General features: G+C 67.9%; 14 protein-coding genes. 12 read left to right on the top strand and 2 right to left on the bottom strand.

Features of this window, described 5'->3' with window-relative positions; genetic code table 11:
• The first annotated feature begins 21 nt into the window (after positions 1 to 21).
• From IEX88_RS14010 to IEX88_RS13955, 12 genes are all read left to right on the top strand, one after another.
• Positions 22 to 963, top strand: a complete 942-nt coding sequence (locus tag IEX88_RS14010; protein WP_188851673.1) for an ABC transporter permease — start codon at positions 22 to 24, stop codon at positions 961 to 963.
• Entirely contained in the window at positions 963 to 1,850 is an 888-nt protein-coding gene (locus IEX88_RS14005; RefSeq protein WP_188851671.1) for an ABC transporter permease, read from the top strand. Before IEX88_RS14010 ends, IEX88_RS14005 begins: the two co-directional genes overlap by 1 nt.
• On the top strand, positions 1,847 to 3,526 hold the full coding sequence (locus IEX88_RS14000; RefSeq protein WP_188851668.1) for an ABC transporter ATP-binding protein: 1,680 nt from the start codon (positions 1,847 to 1,849) through the stop codon (positions 3,524 to 3,526). The genes IEX88_RS14005 and IEX88_RS14000 overlap by 4 nt, the downstream gene beginning before the upstream one ends.
• Positions 3,527 to 3,536: 10 nt before the next feature.
• Positions 3,537 to 5,036: a M81 family metallopeptidase gene (locus tag IEX88_RS13995; RefSeq protein WP_188851666.1), complete on the top strand. Its 1,500-nt coding sequence runs from the start codon at positions 3,537 to 3,539 to the stop codon at positions 5,034 to 5,036.
• Positions 5,037 to 5,078: 42 nt separating this feature from the next.
• Positions 5,079 to 6,242, top strand: coding sequence for a M20 aminoacylase family protein (locus IEX88_RS13990; RefSeq protein ID WP_188851664.1), 1,164 nt, complete (start codon positions 5,079 to 5,081; stop codon positions 6,240 to 6,242).
• A gap of 21 nt (positions 6,243 to 6,263) precedes the next feature.
• Positions 6,264 to 7,415, top strand: coding sequence for a M20/M25/M40 family metallo-hydrolase (locus IEX88_RS13985; RefSeq protein ID WP_188851661.1), 1,152 nt, complete (start codon positions 6,264 to 6,266; stop codon positions 7,413 to 7,415).
• Between the two features lie 321 nt (positions 7,416 to 7,736).
• Positions 7,737 to 8,906, top strand: a complete 1,170-nt coding sequence (gene argE, locus IEX88_RS13980) for an acetylornithine deacetylase (protein WP_188851659.1) — start codon at positions 7,737 to 7,739, stop codon at positions 8,904 to 8,906.
• 12 nt (positions 8,907 to 8,918) lie between these two features.
• Positions 8,919 to 10,091, top strand: a complete 1,173-nt coding sequence (locus IEX88_RS13975) for a M20 aminoacylase family protein (protein WP_188851657.1) — start codon at positions 8,919 to 8,921, stop codon at positions 10,089 to 10,091.
• A gap of 25 nt (positions 10,092 to 10,116) precedes the next feature.
• Positions 10,117 to 11,712 (top strand): ABC transporter substrate-binding protein, encoded by a 1,596-nt coding sequence (locus IEX88_RS13970; protein WP_210319279.1) that lies wholly within the window; start codon positions 10,117 to 10,119, stop codon positions 11,710 to 11,712.
• 94 nt (positions 11,713 to 11,806) lie between these two features.
• The gene (locus tag IEX88_RS13965) at positions 11,807 to 12,775 is read left to right on the top strand and encodes an ABC transporter permease (RefSeq protein ID WP_188851653.1); all 969 of its coding nucleotides are present in this window, start codon (positions 11,807 to 11,809) and stop codon (positions 12,773 to 12,775) included.
• Positions 12,772 to 13,719, top strand: coding sequence for an ABC transporter permease (locus tag IEX88_RS13960; protein ID WP_188851650.1), 948 nt, complete (start codon positions 12,772 to 12,774; stop codon positions 13,717 to 13,719). Before IEX88_RS13965 ends, IEX88_RS13960 begins: the two co-directional genes overlap by 4 nt.
• Positions 13,720 to 13,727: 8 nt before the next feature.
• Positions 13,728 to 15,455 carry an ABC transporter ATP-binding protein gene (locus IEX88_RS13955; protein ID WP_188851648.1) on the top strand — a complete coding sequence of 576 codons (1,728 nt, stop codon included), beginning with the start codon at positions 13,728 to 13,730 and terminating at the stop codon, positions 15,453 to 15,455.
• Between the two features lie 24 nt (positions 15,456 to 15,479).
• On the opposite strand, the gene IEX88_RS13950 is transcribed toward IEX88_RS13955, so the two are convergent.
• Together IEX88_RS13950 and argE (IEX88_RS13945) are read right to left on the bottom strand one after the other, a co-directional pair.
• Positions 15,480 to 16,241: a sulfite exporter TauE/SafE family protein gene (locus IEX88_RS13950; RefSeq protein WP_188851646.1), complete on the bottom strand. Its 762-nt coding sequence runs from the start codon at positions 16,239 to 16,241 to the stop codon at positions 15,480 to 15,482.
• 162 nt (positions 16,242 to 16,403) lie between these two features.
• Complete coding sequence (argE, locus tag IEX88_RS13945) at positions 16,404 to 17,606, bottom strand: acetylornithine deacetylase (RefSeq protein WP_188851643.1); 1,203 nt, start codon at positions 17,604 to 17,606, stop codon at positions 16,404 to 16,406.
• Positions 17,607 to 17,645 lie beyond the last annotated feature (39 nt).

Raw genomic sequence — 17,645 nt, 5'->3', positions numbered from 1 at the left:
CTCCGGCCTCGGGGTCCCGGCATGCTCGCCTATTTCGTCCGCCGCGTCCTCGCCGCCATTCCGGTCATGGTCGTCGTCGCGCTCTTCGTCTTCCTGCTCCTGCGCCTGACGCCGGGCGATCCCGCCGCGATCATCGCGGGCGACATGGCGACGCCGCAGCAGCTCGACGACATCCGCGAGGCGCTGGGCCTCAACCAGCCGCTCACCACCCAGTTCGTCACCTGGAGCGCGCAGCTCCTCACCGGCGACTTCGGCACCTCGCTGATCTCGAAGACCCCGGTGACCACGCTCATCGGCCAGCGGCTCGAGCCGACCATCAGCCTGGCGCTCCTGACCATGGCGCTGACCATCCTGATCTCGGTGCCGCTCGGCGTCCTCGCCGCCTGGAAGCACGGCAGCTGGATCGACAATTTGGTGATGACGATCTGCGTCGTCGGCTTTTCCATCCCGATCTTCGTGATCGGCTACATCCTCATCCAGATCTTCGCCCTCGACCTCAAATGGCTGCCCGTGCAGGGCTTTCGCAGCGTCTTCGAGGGGTTCGGGCCGTTCCTGCAGCGGGCCATCCTGCCGGCGCTGACGCTCGCCTCGATCTACATCGCGCTGATCGCGCGGATGACCCGTGCCGCCATGCTGGACGTCCTCGGCGAGGACTATGTCCGCACCGCGCGCGCCAAGGGGCTGGACGAGCGAAAGGTGCTTTTCCGGCATGCGTTGCGCAACGCCGCTGTGCCGATCCTCACCGTCATCGGCACGGGCTTTGCCCTGATGATCTCGGGCGTCGTCGTCACCGAGAGCGTCTTCAACATCCCCGGCCTCGGCCGGCTGACGGTCGATGCGATCCTCGCCCGCGACTATCCGGTGATCCAGGGACTCATCCTCTTCACCAGCGGCATCTACGTGGCGATCAATCTCCTGATCGACCTGTCCTACGCCTTTCTCGACCCGAGGATCCGTTATTGATGGCCTTTCCCGTGGACGCTTCCGCCGAGCCCGCGCGCCGCCGGCGCCTCCCCGTCCTGCCCTTCGAGCGACTCGGCTTTGCCGGCTCCGTCGCCGCCGTGGTGCTCTTCCTGATCGTGGCGATGGCGATCTTCGCGCCGCTGCTCGCCCCCTATGATCCGATCGAGATGAACCCGGCGCAGCGGCTGAAGGCGGCGTCCGACCTGCACTGGATGGGCACCGACGCCTATGGCCGCGACCTGTTCTCGCGCGTCATTTACGGCGCCCGCATCTCGCTCATCGTCGGCATCGGCGCCGCCGCGATCAGCGTCGCCGTCGGCCTGCCGCTCGGGCTCCTCGCCGGCTTCTTCCGGCCGCTCGATGCCGTGCTGATGCGCATCATGGACGGGCTGATGGCGATCCCGAGCATCCTCCTCGCCATCGCCGTCGTCTCGCTCGCCGGCGCCAGCCTCTGGACCGTCCTCGTCGCCATCACCTTGCCGGAAATCCCGCGCGTCGTCCGGCTGGTGCGCTCCGTCGTCCTCGGCGCGCGCGAGGAGCCCTATGTCGAGGCGGCGATCGCCGTCGGCAGCAGCCTGCCGAAGATCATGTGGCGGCACCTGATGCCGAACACGCTGGGGCCCCTGATCGTCCAGGCGACCTATGTCTGCGCCTCGGCGATCCTGACCGAAGCGATCCTCTCCTTCCTCGGCGCCGGCGTCGGCACCGAGACGCCCTCCTGGGGCAACATCATGTCGGAGGGGCGCGTCTACTTCCAGCTGTTGCCGCTGCTGATCTTCTGGCCCGGCCTGTTCCTGTCGGCCTGCATCCTGGCGATCAACCTTCTCGGCGACACCGCGCGCGACCTTCTCGATCCCCGTCTCAAGCAGAGGGGAGCCGGCCGATGACCGCCACCACCGACCCGCTGGCCCCGATCCTCGCGATCGAGGACCTCGTCGTCACCACCGGGGGCCCGCGCCCGATCCCGATCCTCAAGGGCATCTCGCTGGAGATCGGTGCCGGCGAAACCGTCTGCCTCGTCGGCGAGAGCGGATCGGGCAAGTCGGTGACGTCGCTGGCGACCATGGGCCTCCTGCCGAAGGGGGCGCTGGTGGCGCGCAGCGGGCGGATCCTGCTCGAGGGCGAGGACGTCCTCGCTGTCAGGCCGAACCGGCTGAAGGCGCTGCGCGCGACGCGCATGTCGATGGTCTTCCAGGAACCGATGACGGCCCTCAACCCGGTCATCACCGTCGGGCGGCAGATCGAGGAGGTGCTGCAGGCGCATTCGTCCCTCGGGGCGCGCGAACAGCGCCGGCAGGTGCTCGACATGCTGGAGCAGGTCCATCTTCCCGACGTGCCCCGGATCCACGCCTCCTACCCGCACCAGCTCTCGGGCGGCCAGCGCCAGCGCATCATGATTGCCATGGCGCTGATCCTGAGGCCGAAACTCCTCATCGCCGACGAGCCGACCACGGCGCTCGACGTCACCACCCAGAAGCAGATCCTGAAACTCATCCGCGACCTGCAGAAGGATCTCGGCACCTCCGTCCTCTTCATCACCCATGACATGGGCGTCGTCGCCGACATCGCCGACCGCGTCTGCGTCATGCACCATGGCGAGATCGTCGAAACCGGCGCGACGCGGACGATCCTGACGGCGCCGGCGAAGGATTATACCCGCGACCTCCTCAAGGCCGTGCCGGCGCTGCTGCCCCGTCCGGCCCGGGCCGAGACGAGCCAGGAGACGGTGCTGGAGACGATCGAGCTCGGCATGACCTATGGCCGCCGGTCGCTGCTGCGGCGCAGCCACCAGACGGTCGCCGCAGACAAGGTCAGCCTCGTCCTGAAGCGCGGCCGCACGCTCGGCATCGTCGGCGAGAGCGGCTCGGGCAAATCGACAGTGGCGCGCTGCGTGATGCGGCTGATCGAGCCGACGGCCGGCGGCATCCGCCTCAACGGCCACGACATTTCCAACCTGTCGCGCGCGGCGCTGCATCCCTTCCGCCAGCGCATCCAGATGATCTTCCAGGATCCCAACCGCTCGCTGAACCCGCGCCTGACGGTCGGCGACAGCATCACGGAGGGGCCGATCAACTACGGCGTGAAAAAGCTCGCGGCCGAGGCGAAGGCGCGGGAATTACTGGAACTCGTCGGCCTGCCCGCCGACGCCGTCACCCGCCATCCGCACCAGTTCTCCGGTGGGCAGCGCCAGCGCATCGCCATCGCAAGGGCGCTCGCGATGGAGCCCGACATCCTCGTCGCCGACGAGGCGGTATCGGCGCTCGACGTTTCGGTGCAGGCGCAGGTGCTGGATCTCCTCGGCGACATCCAGAAGCGGCTCGGCGTCGCCATCCTCTTCATCACCCATGATCTCCGGGTCGCCGCGCAGATCTGCGACGATGTCGCCGTGATGCAGAAGGGGCGCGTCGTCGAATACGGGCCGGCTGCGCAGGTGCTGCGCCATCCGCAGCAGGACTACACCCGCGAACTTCTCGACGCCGCGCCGGGCAAGGACTGGGATTTTCCGAACTTCCAGTCACTGGCCGCGACGCTGGCCCAAATCTCTCCCCACACCGCTGCCTGACAGGAATCGCATGTCCTCCTTCCGCATCGCCGTCGCCGGCTTCATGCACGAGACCAACACGTTCGGCCCGAGCAAGGCCGGCTACGACGCCTTCGTCGAGGGCGGCGGCTGGCCGGCGCTCGTCGAGGGGCCGGACCTCATCGCGTCGACGCGCAACGTCAACATCGGCATCAGCGGCTTCGTCACCGCGGCAGAGGCAGCCGGCTGGGCGCTCGTGCCGACGCTCTGGTGCGCGGCGAGCCCTTCGGCCCATGTCACCGAAGCGGCCTACGAGACGATCGCCGGGCGAATCCTCGCGGGGATCGCCGCAGCAGGAAAGCTCGACGGGATCTATCTCGACCTTCACGGCGCGATGGTCGCCGAGCATGTCGACGACGGCGAGGGCGAGCTTCTCGCGCGGTTGCGGCGCCTCGTCGGCCCCGACCTGCCGATCGTCGCCAGTCTCGACCTGCACGCCAATGTGACGGCGAAAATGGTCGAGGCAGCCGACATGCTGGTCGCCTACCGCACCTATCCGCATGTCGACATGGCCGAGACCGGACGGCGGGCGGCCTCCCTAATGGCGCGCCGGCTCGGTGGCCAGCGCGACGTCAAGGCCTTTCGCCAGCTTCCCTTCCTCATTCCGATCGCCTGGCAGGCGACGAGCATGGAGCCGAACCGGAGCCTCTATGGCGGGCTGGCGGACCGCGAAGCCGTGGGCCTCGGCTCGATCTCGCTCGCCATGGGCTTTCCCGCCGCCGACTTTGCCGATTGCGGCCCTTCGGTCTTCGCCTATGCGCCCGACCAGGCGACGGCCGACGCCGCCGCCGAAAACCTCTGTGCGGCGGTCCTGGCGCAGGAGAGCGCCTTCGACGGCACGGTCTATTCGCCCGAGGACGGCGTGCGCGAGGCCATGCGCATCGCGGCCATGGCGACGCGCCCGGTGGTCATCGCCGATACCCAGGACAATCCCGGGGCCGGCGGCGATTCCGACACGACAGGCATGCTGCGCGCCCTCATCGCCTGCGGGGCCACGGAGGCGGCCATCGGCGTGATCGTCGACCCCGCGGCGGCGGCAAAGGCGCATGAAGCCGGTGTCGGCGCGACCTTGGCGTTTTCGCTCGGCGGCAAGTCGGGCGTGGAAGGCGACGCGCCCTTCGACATCCTGTGCACCGTCGAAGCCCTTTCGGACGGTCACCTCGTCGCCTCCGGCCCCTTCTACGGCGGCGCGCGTATGCAGCTGGGTCTGGCCGCCTGCCTCGGCATCGGTGGCGTCCGGATCGTCGTCGCCTCGCGCAAGGCGCAGATGGCGGACCGGGAAATGTACCGCTTCGTCGGCATCGAGCCCGAGGCGCAGAAGATCCTGGTCAACAAGAGCTCGGTGCACTTTCGCGCCGATTTCGAGCCGATCGCTGAGACCATCCTGGTTTGTGCGGCGCCGGGGCCGATGCCCGTCGACCCGGCCTCCCTGCCCTTCACCCGGCTGCGTCCGGGCCTGCGGATGTCGCCGAACGGCCCGTCCGCGCCCTGACCGTTCCTTTCCACGCGCATTGAGACCACAAGGACCCGACCCATGACCGTGCTGCCGCAGATCCAGGAATTCACCGGCGATCTCGTCGCCATCCGCCGCGACCTCCACGCCCATCCCGAGATCGGCTTCGAGGAGAAGCGGACCTCGGCGATCGTCGCGGCTAAGCTGGAGGAATGGGGCGTCGAGGTGCACCGCGGGCTCGGCGGGACGGGGGTCGTCGGGATCGTCGCCGGCAACCGGCCGGGCGGGCGGCGCATCGGCCTGCGCGCCGACATGGACGCGCTGCCCATGGACGAGCTGTCCAACCTTCCCTACCGCTCGACCATTCCCGGCCGCATGCATGCCTGCGGCCATGACGGCCACACCACCATGCTGCTGGGTGCCGCCCGCTACCTCGCCGCGAACCGCGATTTTGCCGGCACCGCCGTCCTCGTCTTCCAGCCGGCCGAGGAAGGGCTCGGCGGCGCCCGCGCCATGCTTTCCGACGGCCTGTTCCAGCGCTTTCCCTGCGACGAGATCTACGGCCTGCACAATTCGCCCGAGCTCGACGAGGGGCAGATCGCGATCTTCCCGGGCAAGGCGATGGCCGGCGCCAGCTTCTTCGACATCAGGATCACCGGCCGCGGCAGCCACGGCGCCATGCCGCACAAGGCGGCCGATCCGATCGTCGTCGCCACCGCCCTGGCGCAAGCGCTGCAGAGCATCGTCAGCCGCAACACCGATCCCATGCAGTCGGCGGTGCTGTCGATCACCCAGATCCATTCGGGCTCGGCCTACAATGTCATCCCCGAGGAGGCGGTGCTCGCCGGCACCGTGCGCTTCTTCGATGCCGAGGTCGGCGCTCTCGTGCATGCCCGCATGCGCCGGATCGCCTCCGGCCTTGCCCAGTCCTTCGAAGTCGAGATCGCCGTCGACATCCGCGACATCTTCTCCGTCTTGGAGAACCACCCGGCCGAAACGGCCTATCTGGCCGAGGCGGCCGCCGAGATCGTCGGCGCCGAAAACGTCCTCACCACGCCCAAGCCGATGATGGGCAGCGAGGATTTCGCCGACATGCTGCAGGCGGTTCCCGGCGCCTATTGCTGGGTCGGCCATGCCGGCACCGTCGCCTTGCACAATCCGAGCTTCGTCCTCGACGACGGCATCCTGCCGATCGGCGCGAGCCTTTTGGCCCGCATCGTCGAGCGCCGCCTCGCTTCTGCCTGACCCGCATCAAGGAGAACGACCATGGCCCTGACGGATCTCGACCTCGACACCGACCGCCTGCTCGCCGGCCTGCAGCGCTGGATCGAATGCGAAAGCCCAACCTTCGACGTCACTGCCGTGAACCGGATGATGACGCTCGCCGCCGAGGACCTCGTGGCGATGGGTGCCACCGTCGAGCGCGTTGCCGGCCCCGACGGCCTCGGGGACTGCGTGAAAGCGTCCTTTCCGCACCCGCGGCAGGGTGAGCCCGGCATTCTGATCATGGCGCATCTGGATACGGTTCATCCGATCGGCACGCTCGATAAACTGCCCTTCCGGCGCGAGGGCGACCGTTGCTATGGCCCGGGCATCCTCGACATGAAGGGCGGCACCTTCGCCGCACTCCAGGCCGTGCGCGCCCTCATCGCGGCGGGGATCGAAACACCCCTGCCCGTCAGCGTCCTCCTCACCTCGGACGAGGAGATCGGCAGTCCCGGCACCCGGCCGCTGATCGAGGCCGAGGCGCGCCGGCACCGAGCGATCCTCGTTCCCGAACCGGCGATCAACGGCAATGGCGTCGTCTCTGGGCGCTACGCCATCGCCCGCTACAATCTCACCGCCCAGGGCCGCCCGAGCCATGCCGGGGCCTCCCTGAAGAAGGGCCGCTCGGCCATCCGCGAAATGGCCGGGCGGATTCTCGCCATCGAGGACATGACGGATGACGACTGCACCTTCAGCGTCGGCGTCGTCCACGGCGGCCAGTGGGTGAACTGCGTCTCGACCACCTGTCGCGCCGAGGCCCTGTCGATGGCCAAGCGCCAAGACGATCTCGACAAGGGGAAGGCCCGCATGCTGGCGATGACCGAAACGCGGGAGGACGGCACCGGCTTTTCCGTCACCCTGGGCGTCGTCCGGCCTGTCTGGGAACCCCAGGAGGGCACGATGGCGCTCTTCGCCCTGGCCGAGCAGGTCGCCGCCGAACTCGGGATGACGATCACCCACGGCAGTTCCGGCGGCGGGTCAGACGGCAATTTCACCGGCGCGATGGGGCTGCCGACGCTGGACGGGCTCGGCCTCAGCGGCGACGGCTACCACACGCTCGGCGAATACATCCTCGTCGACAGCCTGGTCGACCGGGCGCGCCTCATGGCCGGCCTGCTGTCGCGGATCGGCCTGCCCGCGGAAGAGGCGTAAGGGCATGACGCCGTTCCCGTCCCCTGCCGCGCCGGGTGCCTTGGTACCGCTTCACCCGCGGAACATCGCGGCGCTCGCAACACCCGATGACCGGCACTCGCAGCGCTATGCCGGAACGAGGACCGCCATCGATCGCTTCGGTCTCGGCTTCAAGTCTTTGATTGGGAACGGCTCGAGGCCGATGCCGTCTTCGGCCGAAAGTGTGGGCAAGCTCAATCGTAAGGGTTGCAATGCTCCGGGGACGGTGTTCGACTGCCTCGACGGGTCGCCTGGCCCGGCTGCTCACCCAGAGCGGTCCGAGGGCGCGACGGGAGTGAATGTTTGACGGAAGCCGGCGTTTCAGAAGCCTTCATCGAGAGCCTGGTCGGCTTTCCCAGCGTATCGCAGGACAGCAATCTTCCGCTGATCGACTTCGTCCAGTCCACCCTCGCCCAGCTCGGCATCGCCTCGGTTCGGGTGCCCGATGCCAGCGGGAGCAAGTCGAGCCTCTTTGCCACCATCGGCCCGAACGTGCCGGGCGGCGTCGTTCTTTCCGGCCACAGCGATGTCGTTCCCGCCACCGACCAGGCCTGGACGTCCGATCCCTTCACGCTGGTCCGCCGCGGCGACCGCCTCTACGGGCGCGGCACCACGGACATGAAGAGTTTTGTCGCCATCGGCCTGGCGCTGGTGCCGGAGATGCTGGCGGCCGGGCTGAAGCGGCCGATCCATCTGGCTCTGTCCTACGACGAGGAGATCGGCTGCCTCGGGGCGCCGGACATGATCGCGCAGATGCTCGAGACGGTCGCGCCACCCTCGGCGGTGATCGTCGGCGAACCGACGGGCATGGGCGTCGTCACCGGCCACAAGGGCGTGCTCAAGCTGACGACGCGGGTGCGCGGCAAGGCGGTGCATTCGAGCGTCGTCGATCAGGGCGTCTCGGCCGTCGCCATCGCCGCCCGCCTTGCCGTCTGGCTCGACGACCGGATGGGCCGCAACCGTGAGCGCGGCCTGCAGGACATGCGGTTTTCGCCCCCCTACACGACGCTGCATTCCGGCATCATCGAGGGCGGCACCGCCTTCAACATCACCGCCGGGCACGCCCGCCTCGTCTCCGACATCCGCGTCCTGCCGGGCGAGAGCGCGGCCGATTATCTCGCCGAATACACCGCCCATACCGAATGGCTGACCGAGGCGATGCGGCGGATCGATCCCGGCGCCGGCATCGACATCTCGGTCGAATGCGACGTGCCGGGTTGTCGGCGCGAGCCGGACGGGGAAGCCGAGAAGCTGGCCCGCCGGCTGTCGTCCGCCGGCCTGCCGCAGCCCGATGACGCCGTCGTCGCCTATGGCACCGAGGCCGGGCAGTTCCAGGCCGCGGGCCTGTCGACCGTCGTCTGCGGCCCCGGCGACATGGAACAGGGTCACAAGCCCGACGAATACATCGAGCTCTCGCAGGTCCGCGCCGGCGAGGCGTTCCAGCGCCGGCTGATCGCCGAACTCGCAGCCTGAAGGACTAGCGCCATGCCCATCGTCAACCGCTTCGCCGACTTCCACGACGACATCACCGCCTGGCGCCGCGACATCCACGCCCATCCCGAAACCCAGTACGACGTCCACCGCACCGCCGGCGTCGTCGCCGACAAACTGCGCGAATTCGGCGTCGACGAGATCGTCACCGGCGTCGGCCGCACCGGCGTCGTCGGCATCATCAAGGGCCGCGACACCGGGTCCGGGCGCGTCGTCGGCTTGAGGGCCGACATGGACGCGCTGCCGATCACGGAGACGACGGGCTTGGCCCATGCCTCGACGATCGCCGGCAAGATGCATGCCTGCGGCCATGACGGCCACACGGCCATGCTGCTCGGCGCCGCGAGATACCTCTGCGAGACCCGCAATTTCGACGGCGCCGTGGCGCTGATCTTCCAGCCGGCGGAGGAAGGCGGCGCCGGCGGCAAGGCGATGGTCGACGACGGCATGATGGACCGCTTCGGCATCCAGGAAGTCTACGGCCTGCACAACCAGCCGGGCATGGCGCTCGGCACCTTCGCCATCCGGCCCGGCCCGATGATGGCGGCGGCCGACGAGTTCTCGATCGCGATCGAGGGCTATGGCGGCCATGCCGCCCGTCCGCATCGCACGATCGACGCGACGCTCGTCGCTGCGCAGATCACGGTGATGCTGCAGACGGTGGTCGCCCGCAATGTCGACCCGATCGAGTCGGCGGTTCTGTCGGTGACGCAGATCCATGCCGGCGACGCCTTCAACGTCATCCCCCAGACGGCGCTGCTCACCGGCACGGTGCGGACGCTGAAGGAGGAGATCCGCGACCTGATGGAGCGCCGGGTCACCGAAGTCGTCGACCTCACCGCGCGGGCGCTCGGCGCCACGGCCGTGCTCGACTACCAGCGCAACTATCCGGTCGTCGTCAACCACGCGTCCAACACCGCCTTCGCGGCTTCGGTCGCCGAGGAAATCGCCGGCAAGGGCCGCGTCGTCCTCGACACTCCCCCCGTCATGGGCGGCGAGGATTTCGCCTTCATGCTGAATGCCCGCCCCGGCGCCTTCATCTTCGCCGGCAATGGCGACACCGCACCCGTGCATCACCCGCAATACGACTTCAACGATGCCTTGACGCCCTTTGGCTGCTCGTACTGGGCGAGACTCGTCGAAACCGCGATGCCTCTCCGAGGCTGAACTCCAGGAAATGAGGACCTCGAAGATGACACGTCTTTTGCTCGCCGGCGCCGCCACGGTCGCCCTGATGACATCGCCGGCCCTGGCGGAAACGTTTCGCTTCGCCTTCCAGGGCGACGTGCAGTCGCTCGACCCGCACGGGCTGAACGAGACCTTCACGCTCGGCTATCTCGGCAATGTCTACGAGGGCCTGACGCACTATGACAAGGACCTGAAGATCGAGCCGGGCCTCGCCACGTCCTGGGAAAATACCGATCCGACGACCTGGCGGGTCAACCTGCGCAAGGACGTGAAATTCCACAACGGCAACGACTTCGATGCCGAGGACGTGGTGTTCTCCTGGAAGCGCACGCTGACGCCCGGTTCGGACATGAAGGGCTACGGCGCCAAGATCGCCGAGATCAAGGTGCTCGACCCCTACACGATCGACATCGTCACGCCGACGCCCAACCCGATCCTGCCGCGCGAGCTCGTCTATCTCTACATCATGGACAAGGAGTGGTCCGAGGAGAACAAGACGACCGAGGCGACGAGCCCGAAGGCGGCCGATTCCACCTCGACCTATGCCGCCCAGAACGCCAACGGCACCGGCCCCTTCCAGCTTGTCGAGCGGCAGGCCGACGTGAAGTCGACAATGAAGCGCTTCGACGGTTATTGGGGCCAGATCGCCTCCAACGTCACCGACGTCGTCTTCACGCCGATCAGCCAGGATTCGACCCGCGTCGCCGCCCTCATCTCCGGCGAGCTCGACATGGCCTGGCCGGTGCCGGTGCAGGACTGGAACCGCCTCGAGGAAGCCGAGGGCGTCAGCCCGCTGACCGGGCCGGAGGCCCGCACGATCTTCCTCGGCATGGACCAGTACCGCGACGAGCTGCTCTACTCCAACGTCAAGGGCAAGAACCCGCTGAAGGACCAGAAGGTCCGCGCGGCGATGGCGCACGCGATCAACCTCGACCTGATCAACGACAAGGTCATGCGCGGCGCCGCGACACCAACCGGGCTCCTGATCGGACCGCAAATCAACGGTTTCGACGCCGAGCTGAACAAGCCCTACGAATACGATCCGGAAATGTCGAAGAAGCTGCTCGCCGAGGCCGGCTATCCCGAGGGATTCGAGCTCGGCATGGACTGCCCGAACAACCGCTATGTCAACGACGAGCAGATCTGCCAGGGCGTCGTCGGCCTGCTCGCGCGCGTCGGTATCAAGGTCAACCTCAATGCCCAGCCGAAGTCGAAATACTTCGCCAAGGTCTCGCCGCAGAGCGGCAACGACACCTCGTTCTACCTGCTCGGCTGGACGCCCTCGACGATGGACGCGCACAACGCGCTGTTCAACCTCGTCTCGGTCTTCGACGCGGAGAAGAACAGCGGCCAGTTCAACTACGGCCGCTATTCCAATCCGGCGATCGACGCGCTGACCGACAAGATCGTGTCGGAGACCGATGCCGAGAAGCGTCAGGCGATGATCGACGAGGCGATGAAGATGCTGAAGGACGATGTCGGCTACCTGCCGATCCATCAGCAGCCGCTCTCCTGGGGCGTGCGGGACGGTGTGACCGTCGTGCAGCGGGCCGACGACGTGATCGATCTTCGCGATGTCGTGGTCGGCACGGCGAAATGAGACGCAGCGCCCGGCGCCTCCTTTCGCCGGGCGCATGTCCGAGGCGACCGGCCGGTTCGCCGCCGGTCCCCGCAACCCCCATGACGGGATGCCCATGCTGTTCTTCATCCTGAAGCGGCTGGCGCAGGCGATCGGCGTCATGCTCATCGTCGCGCTGATCGCCTTCGCGCTCTTCCGCTTCGTCGGTGATCCCGTCAACAACATGGTCGGCCAGGACACGACGACCGAACAGCGCCTGCAGTTGCGCCAGGACCTCGGCCTCGACGACGCGATCGTCGTGCAGTTCGCGCGCTTCGTCGGCCAGGCGGTGCAGGGCGATTTCGGCCAGTCCTACCGCCTGCGCCAGCCGGTTAGCGACCTCATCGCCGAGCGCTTTCCCGCCACCTTCGAGCTGTCCCTGGTATCGGCGGTGATGGCGCTGGCGATCGGCATCCCGATGGGCGTCTACACCGCCCTCAATCGCCGCGGCTTTCTCTCCCGCGCCTTCATGACGCTGTCGCTGATCGGCATCTCGCTGCCGACCTTCCTGATCGGCATCCTGCTTATCCTCTTCTTCGGCGTGACGCTGCGCTGGCTGCCGACCTTCGGCCGCGGCGAGGTCGTCGATCTCGGCTGGTGGTCGACCGGATTCCTCACCCGCAGCGGCCTGGAAGCCCTGATCATGCCGGCGATCACGCTGGCGATCTTTCAGATGACCCTGATCGTGCGCCTCGTACGCGCCGAGATGCTGGAAGTCCTGCGCGCCGACTTCGTGAAATTCGCCAAGGCGCGCGGGCTGAAGCCCGGCACAATCAACTTCTCGATCGGCCTGAAGAACACGCTGGTGCCTGTGATGACCATCATCGGCCTGCAGATCGGCTCGATCATCGCCTTCGCCATCATCACCGAGAGCGTCTTCCAGTGGCCGGGCATGGGCCTCCTGTTCATCCAGGCGATCGCCGAGGTCGATATCCCGGTGATGGCCGCCTACCTCCTCCTGATCGCGCTGATCTTCGTGATCATCAATCTCATCGTCGACATCCTCTATTTCGTCGTCGATCCCCGGCTGAGGGTGCAGCGATGAGCGAGATCGAGAGCGCCGTGGATGCCGAGATCATCGGCTGGCGCGGGCGCCTGGCGGACAGCGACGTCTGGCATTCCTTCACTCATTCGCCGCTGGCCATGGTGTCGGCAGCCTTCACCCTCGTCTTCGTGCTGGCGGCGGTCCTGGCGCCCTTTGTCGCGCCGCACAATCCGTTCGACCTGTCGCAGGTCGACCTGTTCGACTCGCTGCTGCCGCCGGCCTGGCAAGAGGGCGGGTCGGCGTCCTACCTGCTCGGCACCGACGACCAGGGCCGCGACATCCTCTCGACCATCCTCTACGGCGCGCGGATCTCGCTGGCGGTCGGCTTCCTCTCGGTGCTGTTCGCGGCGGTGATCGGCATCGCCCTGGGTCTCGTCTCCGGCTATGTCGGCGGCATGGTCGACACCGTCCTGATGCGCATCGCCGACGTGCAATTGTCCTTCCCCGCCATCCTGATCGCGCTCCTGATCGACGGCGTGATGCGGGGCATCCTGCCGCGCGGCCTGCACAACGAGATCGCGGTGACCGTCCTCGTCTTCGCCATCGGCCTGTCCTTCTGGGTGCAATATGCCCGCACCGTGCGCTCCTCGGTGATGATCGAGCGGACGAAGGAATATGTGCAGGCCGGCCAGGTGATCGGCCTGCCCGGCTGGATCATCCTGTTCCGCCACATCCTGCCTAATGTCGTCGGCCCGGTGCTGGTCATCGCCACCATCCAGCTGGCGCTCGCCATCATCACCGAGGCGACGCTCTCCTTCCTCGGCGTCGGTGTGCCCGCGACCTCGCCCTCGCTCGGCACGCTGATCCGCATCGGCAACGATTTCCTGTTCTCCGGCGAATGGTGGATCACCATTTTCCCGGGCATCGCCCTCGTCCTCCTGGTCCTGGCGATCAACCTCCTCGGCGATTGGCTGCGCGACGCGCTCAATCCGAAAATGCGCTGAGGCCCGTGATGACAGAACCCGCCACCGTGCTCCTCGACATCGACGGCCTGCGCGTCGAGTTCCCCTCGCGCCGCGGCACCGTGGTCGCGGCCAAGAGCATCACCCTGCAGCTGAGGGCCGGCGAAATCCTCGGCGTCGTTGGCGAATCCGGCGCCGGCAAGTCGACCATCGGCAATGCCGCGATGGGCCTCTTGGAGCGGCCGGGCCGCATTGCCGGCGGCACGGTGACGCTGGAAGGCCAGCGCATCGACGATCTCGACGACGAGCCGATGCGGCGCCTGCGCGGCGCCAAGATCGCGATGATCTTCCAGGACCCGATGACCTCGCTCGACCCGCTGCGCAGCGTCGCCGAGCAGCTCGTCACCACCATCCGCACTCACCTCCCCGTCGGCGAGGCGGAAGCGATGCGGCGGGCTGTCGACCTGATCCGCCGCGTCGGCATTCCCGATCCCGAGACGCGCATCAAGCATTTCCCGCACCAGTTCTCCGGCGGCATGCGCCAGCGCGTCGTCATCGCCCTCGCCCTCTGCGCCGAACCCGACGTGATCATCGCCGACGAGCCGACGACGGCGCTCGACGTGTCGATCCAGGCGCAGATCCTCGATCTCCTGCGCGCCCTCGTCCGCGATACCGGCGTCGGCATGATGATCATCACCCACGACATGGGGGTGATCGCCGAGATCGCCGACCGCGTCGCGGTGATGTATCGCGGCGAGGTGGTCGAAACCGGCCCGACGGCCAAGATCCTGAACAACCCTGATCATCCCTATACGCGCAGCCTGATCTCGGCGGTGCCGCGCTCGGACGTGAAGCTGCATCGCTTTCCGCTCGTCGAGCACATCGAAGCCGCGGGACCGCGCAAAACCCTGGACCTCAAGACGCACTGGCTCGGCGGCCAGCGCGACTATGCCGACTTCGACGGCCCGCTCCTCGACGTCCGCGACCTGTCCATGGTGTTTCGCACCGGCGGCCTTTTCGGGGGTGGCAGGAGCGAGGTGAAGGCCGTCGACGGCGTGTCCTTCGCCATCCGGCGCGGCGAGACCTTTGGCCTCGTCGGCGAGTCGGGATCGGGCAAGTCGACGATCGCTCGGCTGATCACCGGCATCTACCGGCCGACCGGCGGCGAGATCCACTTCGTCGGCGCCGAGCTGACGGCGATCCGCAAACGCGCCGAGCTGAACCGCTACCGGCGCCAGATGCAGATGATTTTTCAGGATCCCTTTTCCTCGGTGAACCCGCGGATGAAGGTGCGCGACATCATCGCCGAGCCGATCCGCTTCCACAAACTCGCCGGGTCGGAGGCCGAAGTCCGCGCCATCGTCGCCGACCTTCTCGACCATGTCGGCCTCGGCGCCAGGGCGGCGCAAAAATATCCGCATGAGTTTTCAGGCGGCCAGCGCCAGCGCATCTCGATCGCCCGGGCGCTGGCGACGCGGCCGCGCTTCCTCGTCTGCGACGAGCCGACCTCGGCGCTCGACGTGTCGATCCAGGCGCAGGTGCTGAACCTCTTGAAGGACCTGCAGGACGAACTCGGCCTCACCATGCTGTTCATCAGCCACGACCTGCCGGTGATCCGGCAGATGTGCGACCGGGTGGCGGTGATGCGCGGCGGGAAGATCCTCGAGATCGCGGCGACGGAGGATCTCTTCGAGCGGCCGCAGGATGCCTATACGAAGCACCTCCTCGACCTGATGCCCGAGGCGTTTCGCCATCGCCCGGCCGTCGCGGCCGGCTGATGGCGCTCCTGCTGGCGGGGTGTTTCAGGCCAAGAGCTTGCCCAGGGACGGGAGCGCCAGCGACAGGCCGGACAGGCAGAGCAGAACGAAGACCGCAAGGCGTATGGCGGTGGGCGACAGCGGCGGCGGCAGCCGGCGAGCCAGCGTCGTGCCGCAAATGACGGCCGGGATGGCCAGCAAGGCCGGCCAGTAGGCCACGGCGGGGAAGTCTCCCGCCGCCGCGACCATGCCGAGGCGCAGGAGCGCGTTGAGGGCGAAGACCGCGACCAGCGTCTCGCGGATCGCCGCCATCGGCAGGGGCTGGCGGTAGAGATGGTAGACCAGCGGCGGACCGCTGGTCGAAAACAGGCCGCCCATCAGCCCCGACAGCGCCCCGAAGAACAGCGTCGCCGGCACGCCGGAGGGCCGCTTGTCCTTTGCCGGCGGCTTCAGCAGCTGCAAAGCGGAGACGAGGATCACGACGCCCAGTAGGATGCGCAGCCCATCGATCCCGCCCGCGGCCAGATGCGCCAGCACCGCGTAGCCGACGATCGTCATCGGCAGGCTCGCCGCGATGATCACCAGGAGCTCGCGGCGCCGGATGTCGGACCAGCCCTTGGCCACCATCTGCCCGGCATTGACCAGCGTCAGCACGGAGACGACGACCGCGGCCTCGGGCAGCGGCAGGATCCCCGTCAGCCCGACGGCGCCCATGACGAGGAGGCCGAAGGCGAAACCGGTCAGCGTCTGGACATAGGCAGAAAGGCCGGCGACCAAGAGAAAGGCGGCGACGGCACCGGCGCTCAAAACGCCACACCACGCCCGAAGGCTTGGTGCGGACCGCGCGAACAGCGCGGAGTGCGGTTGAACGCGGAGGCGCCCGTGGGTTCCAGCGCGTCCCCTGTCGCAGATCCCGCCGAAGGCCGGCTCCGGGATCCCAGCGCCCTGGCCGCCGGTCCGGGCGGCGGCTCACGCAAAAAGGCGCGCCCGCTCGGTGTCGGCGCTCAGCTTGGGCTGCGCCGCCCAGCCGATCAGATCGGCGATGAAGGCGTCGCAGCGCTGCAGCTGGGCCAATTCCACATACTCGTCGGGACGGTGCGCCTCGGAGATGCGGCCGGGGCCGCAGATCACGGTCTCGATGCCGAGGATCTCCTTGAACCGGCCCGCCTCCGTGCCGTAGGCGACCTTGGCGAAGCCGTTGCTGCCGGCGAAGCGCTGGGCCAGCTTGACGAGTTCGCTCTCGGGCGCCGTCTCAATCCCCGGCACGGCGGCGAAGACGTCGAGCGCGATCCCGGCTTCCGGCGCGATCGCCCGCATCTCCGGCTCGAGCACGTCGCGCGCATAGGCCGCGATCTCGGCGACGAGCGCATCGGGATCCTCACCGGGCATGACGCGGAACTCGAACTCGAACTGGCAGGCGTCCGGCACGATGTTCAACGCCGTGCCACCTTTCATCCAGCCGGTATGGGCCGTACTGAAAGGGATGTCATAGGCGGCGTCCTGTCGGCCCTGCTCGCCCAGGCGGGTGCCGATCGTCCGCAGCCGGGCGATCAACAGAGCCGCGTATTCCACGGCATTGACCCCCTGCGGCGCCAGCGAGGAGTGGCAGGCCCGGCCGGTGACCGTGACGCGCACCGAGCGCTTGGCCTTGTGGGCGACGACCACTTCCATCGACGTCGGCTCGCCGACGACGCAGTAGCGCGGCGTCACCGGCCGCCCTTTCAGCGCTTCCAGCAGGCCGATGACGCCGACGCAGCCGACCTCTTCGTCATAGGACAGGGCCAAGTGGATCGGCTGCTTCAGGTCGGCCGCCAGCATCGACGGCACGGCGGCGAGGGCGCAGGCGAGAAACCCCTTCATGTCGCAGGCGCCGCGGCCATAGAGGCGCCCGTCCCGCTCGGTCAGGTCGAACGGATCGCTCGCCCAGTCCTGGCCGTCGACCGGCACGACGTCCGTGTGGCCGGAGAGGACGATGCCCGGGACGTCCGCGGGCCCGATCGTCGCCCAGAGATTGGCCTTCTCGCCGGTGGCGTCATAGACGCGCTCGCTGGCGACGCCGAGCTCGCCGAGATAGGCCTCGACGTAGGCGATGAGGGCGAGGTTGGAGCCGCGGCTGGTGGTATCGAAGCCGACGAGGCGCTTCAGGATGTCGGGGGTCGACTGGGGATGCATCGGAAAACTCCGGGACGGCCCGCCGTTCGGGAGAAGGCG

The organism is Aureimonas glaciei (assembly GCF_014643375.1).
Taxonomy (GTDB): Bacteria; Pseudomonadota; Alphaproteobacteria; order Rhizobiales; family Rhizobiaceae; genus Plantimonas; species Plantimonas glaciei.
Note: the sequence above shows the minus strand (reverse complement) of the source record. Positions and strands in the feature narration are given on the sequence as shown.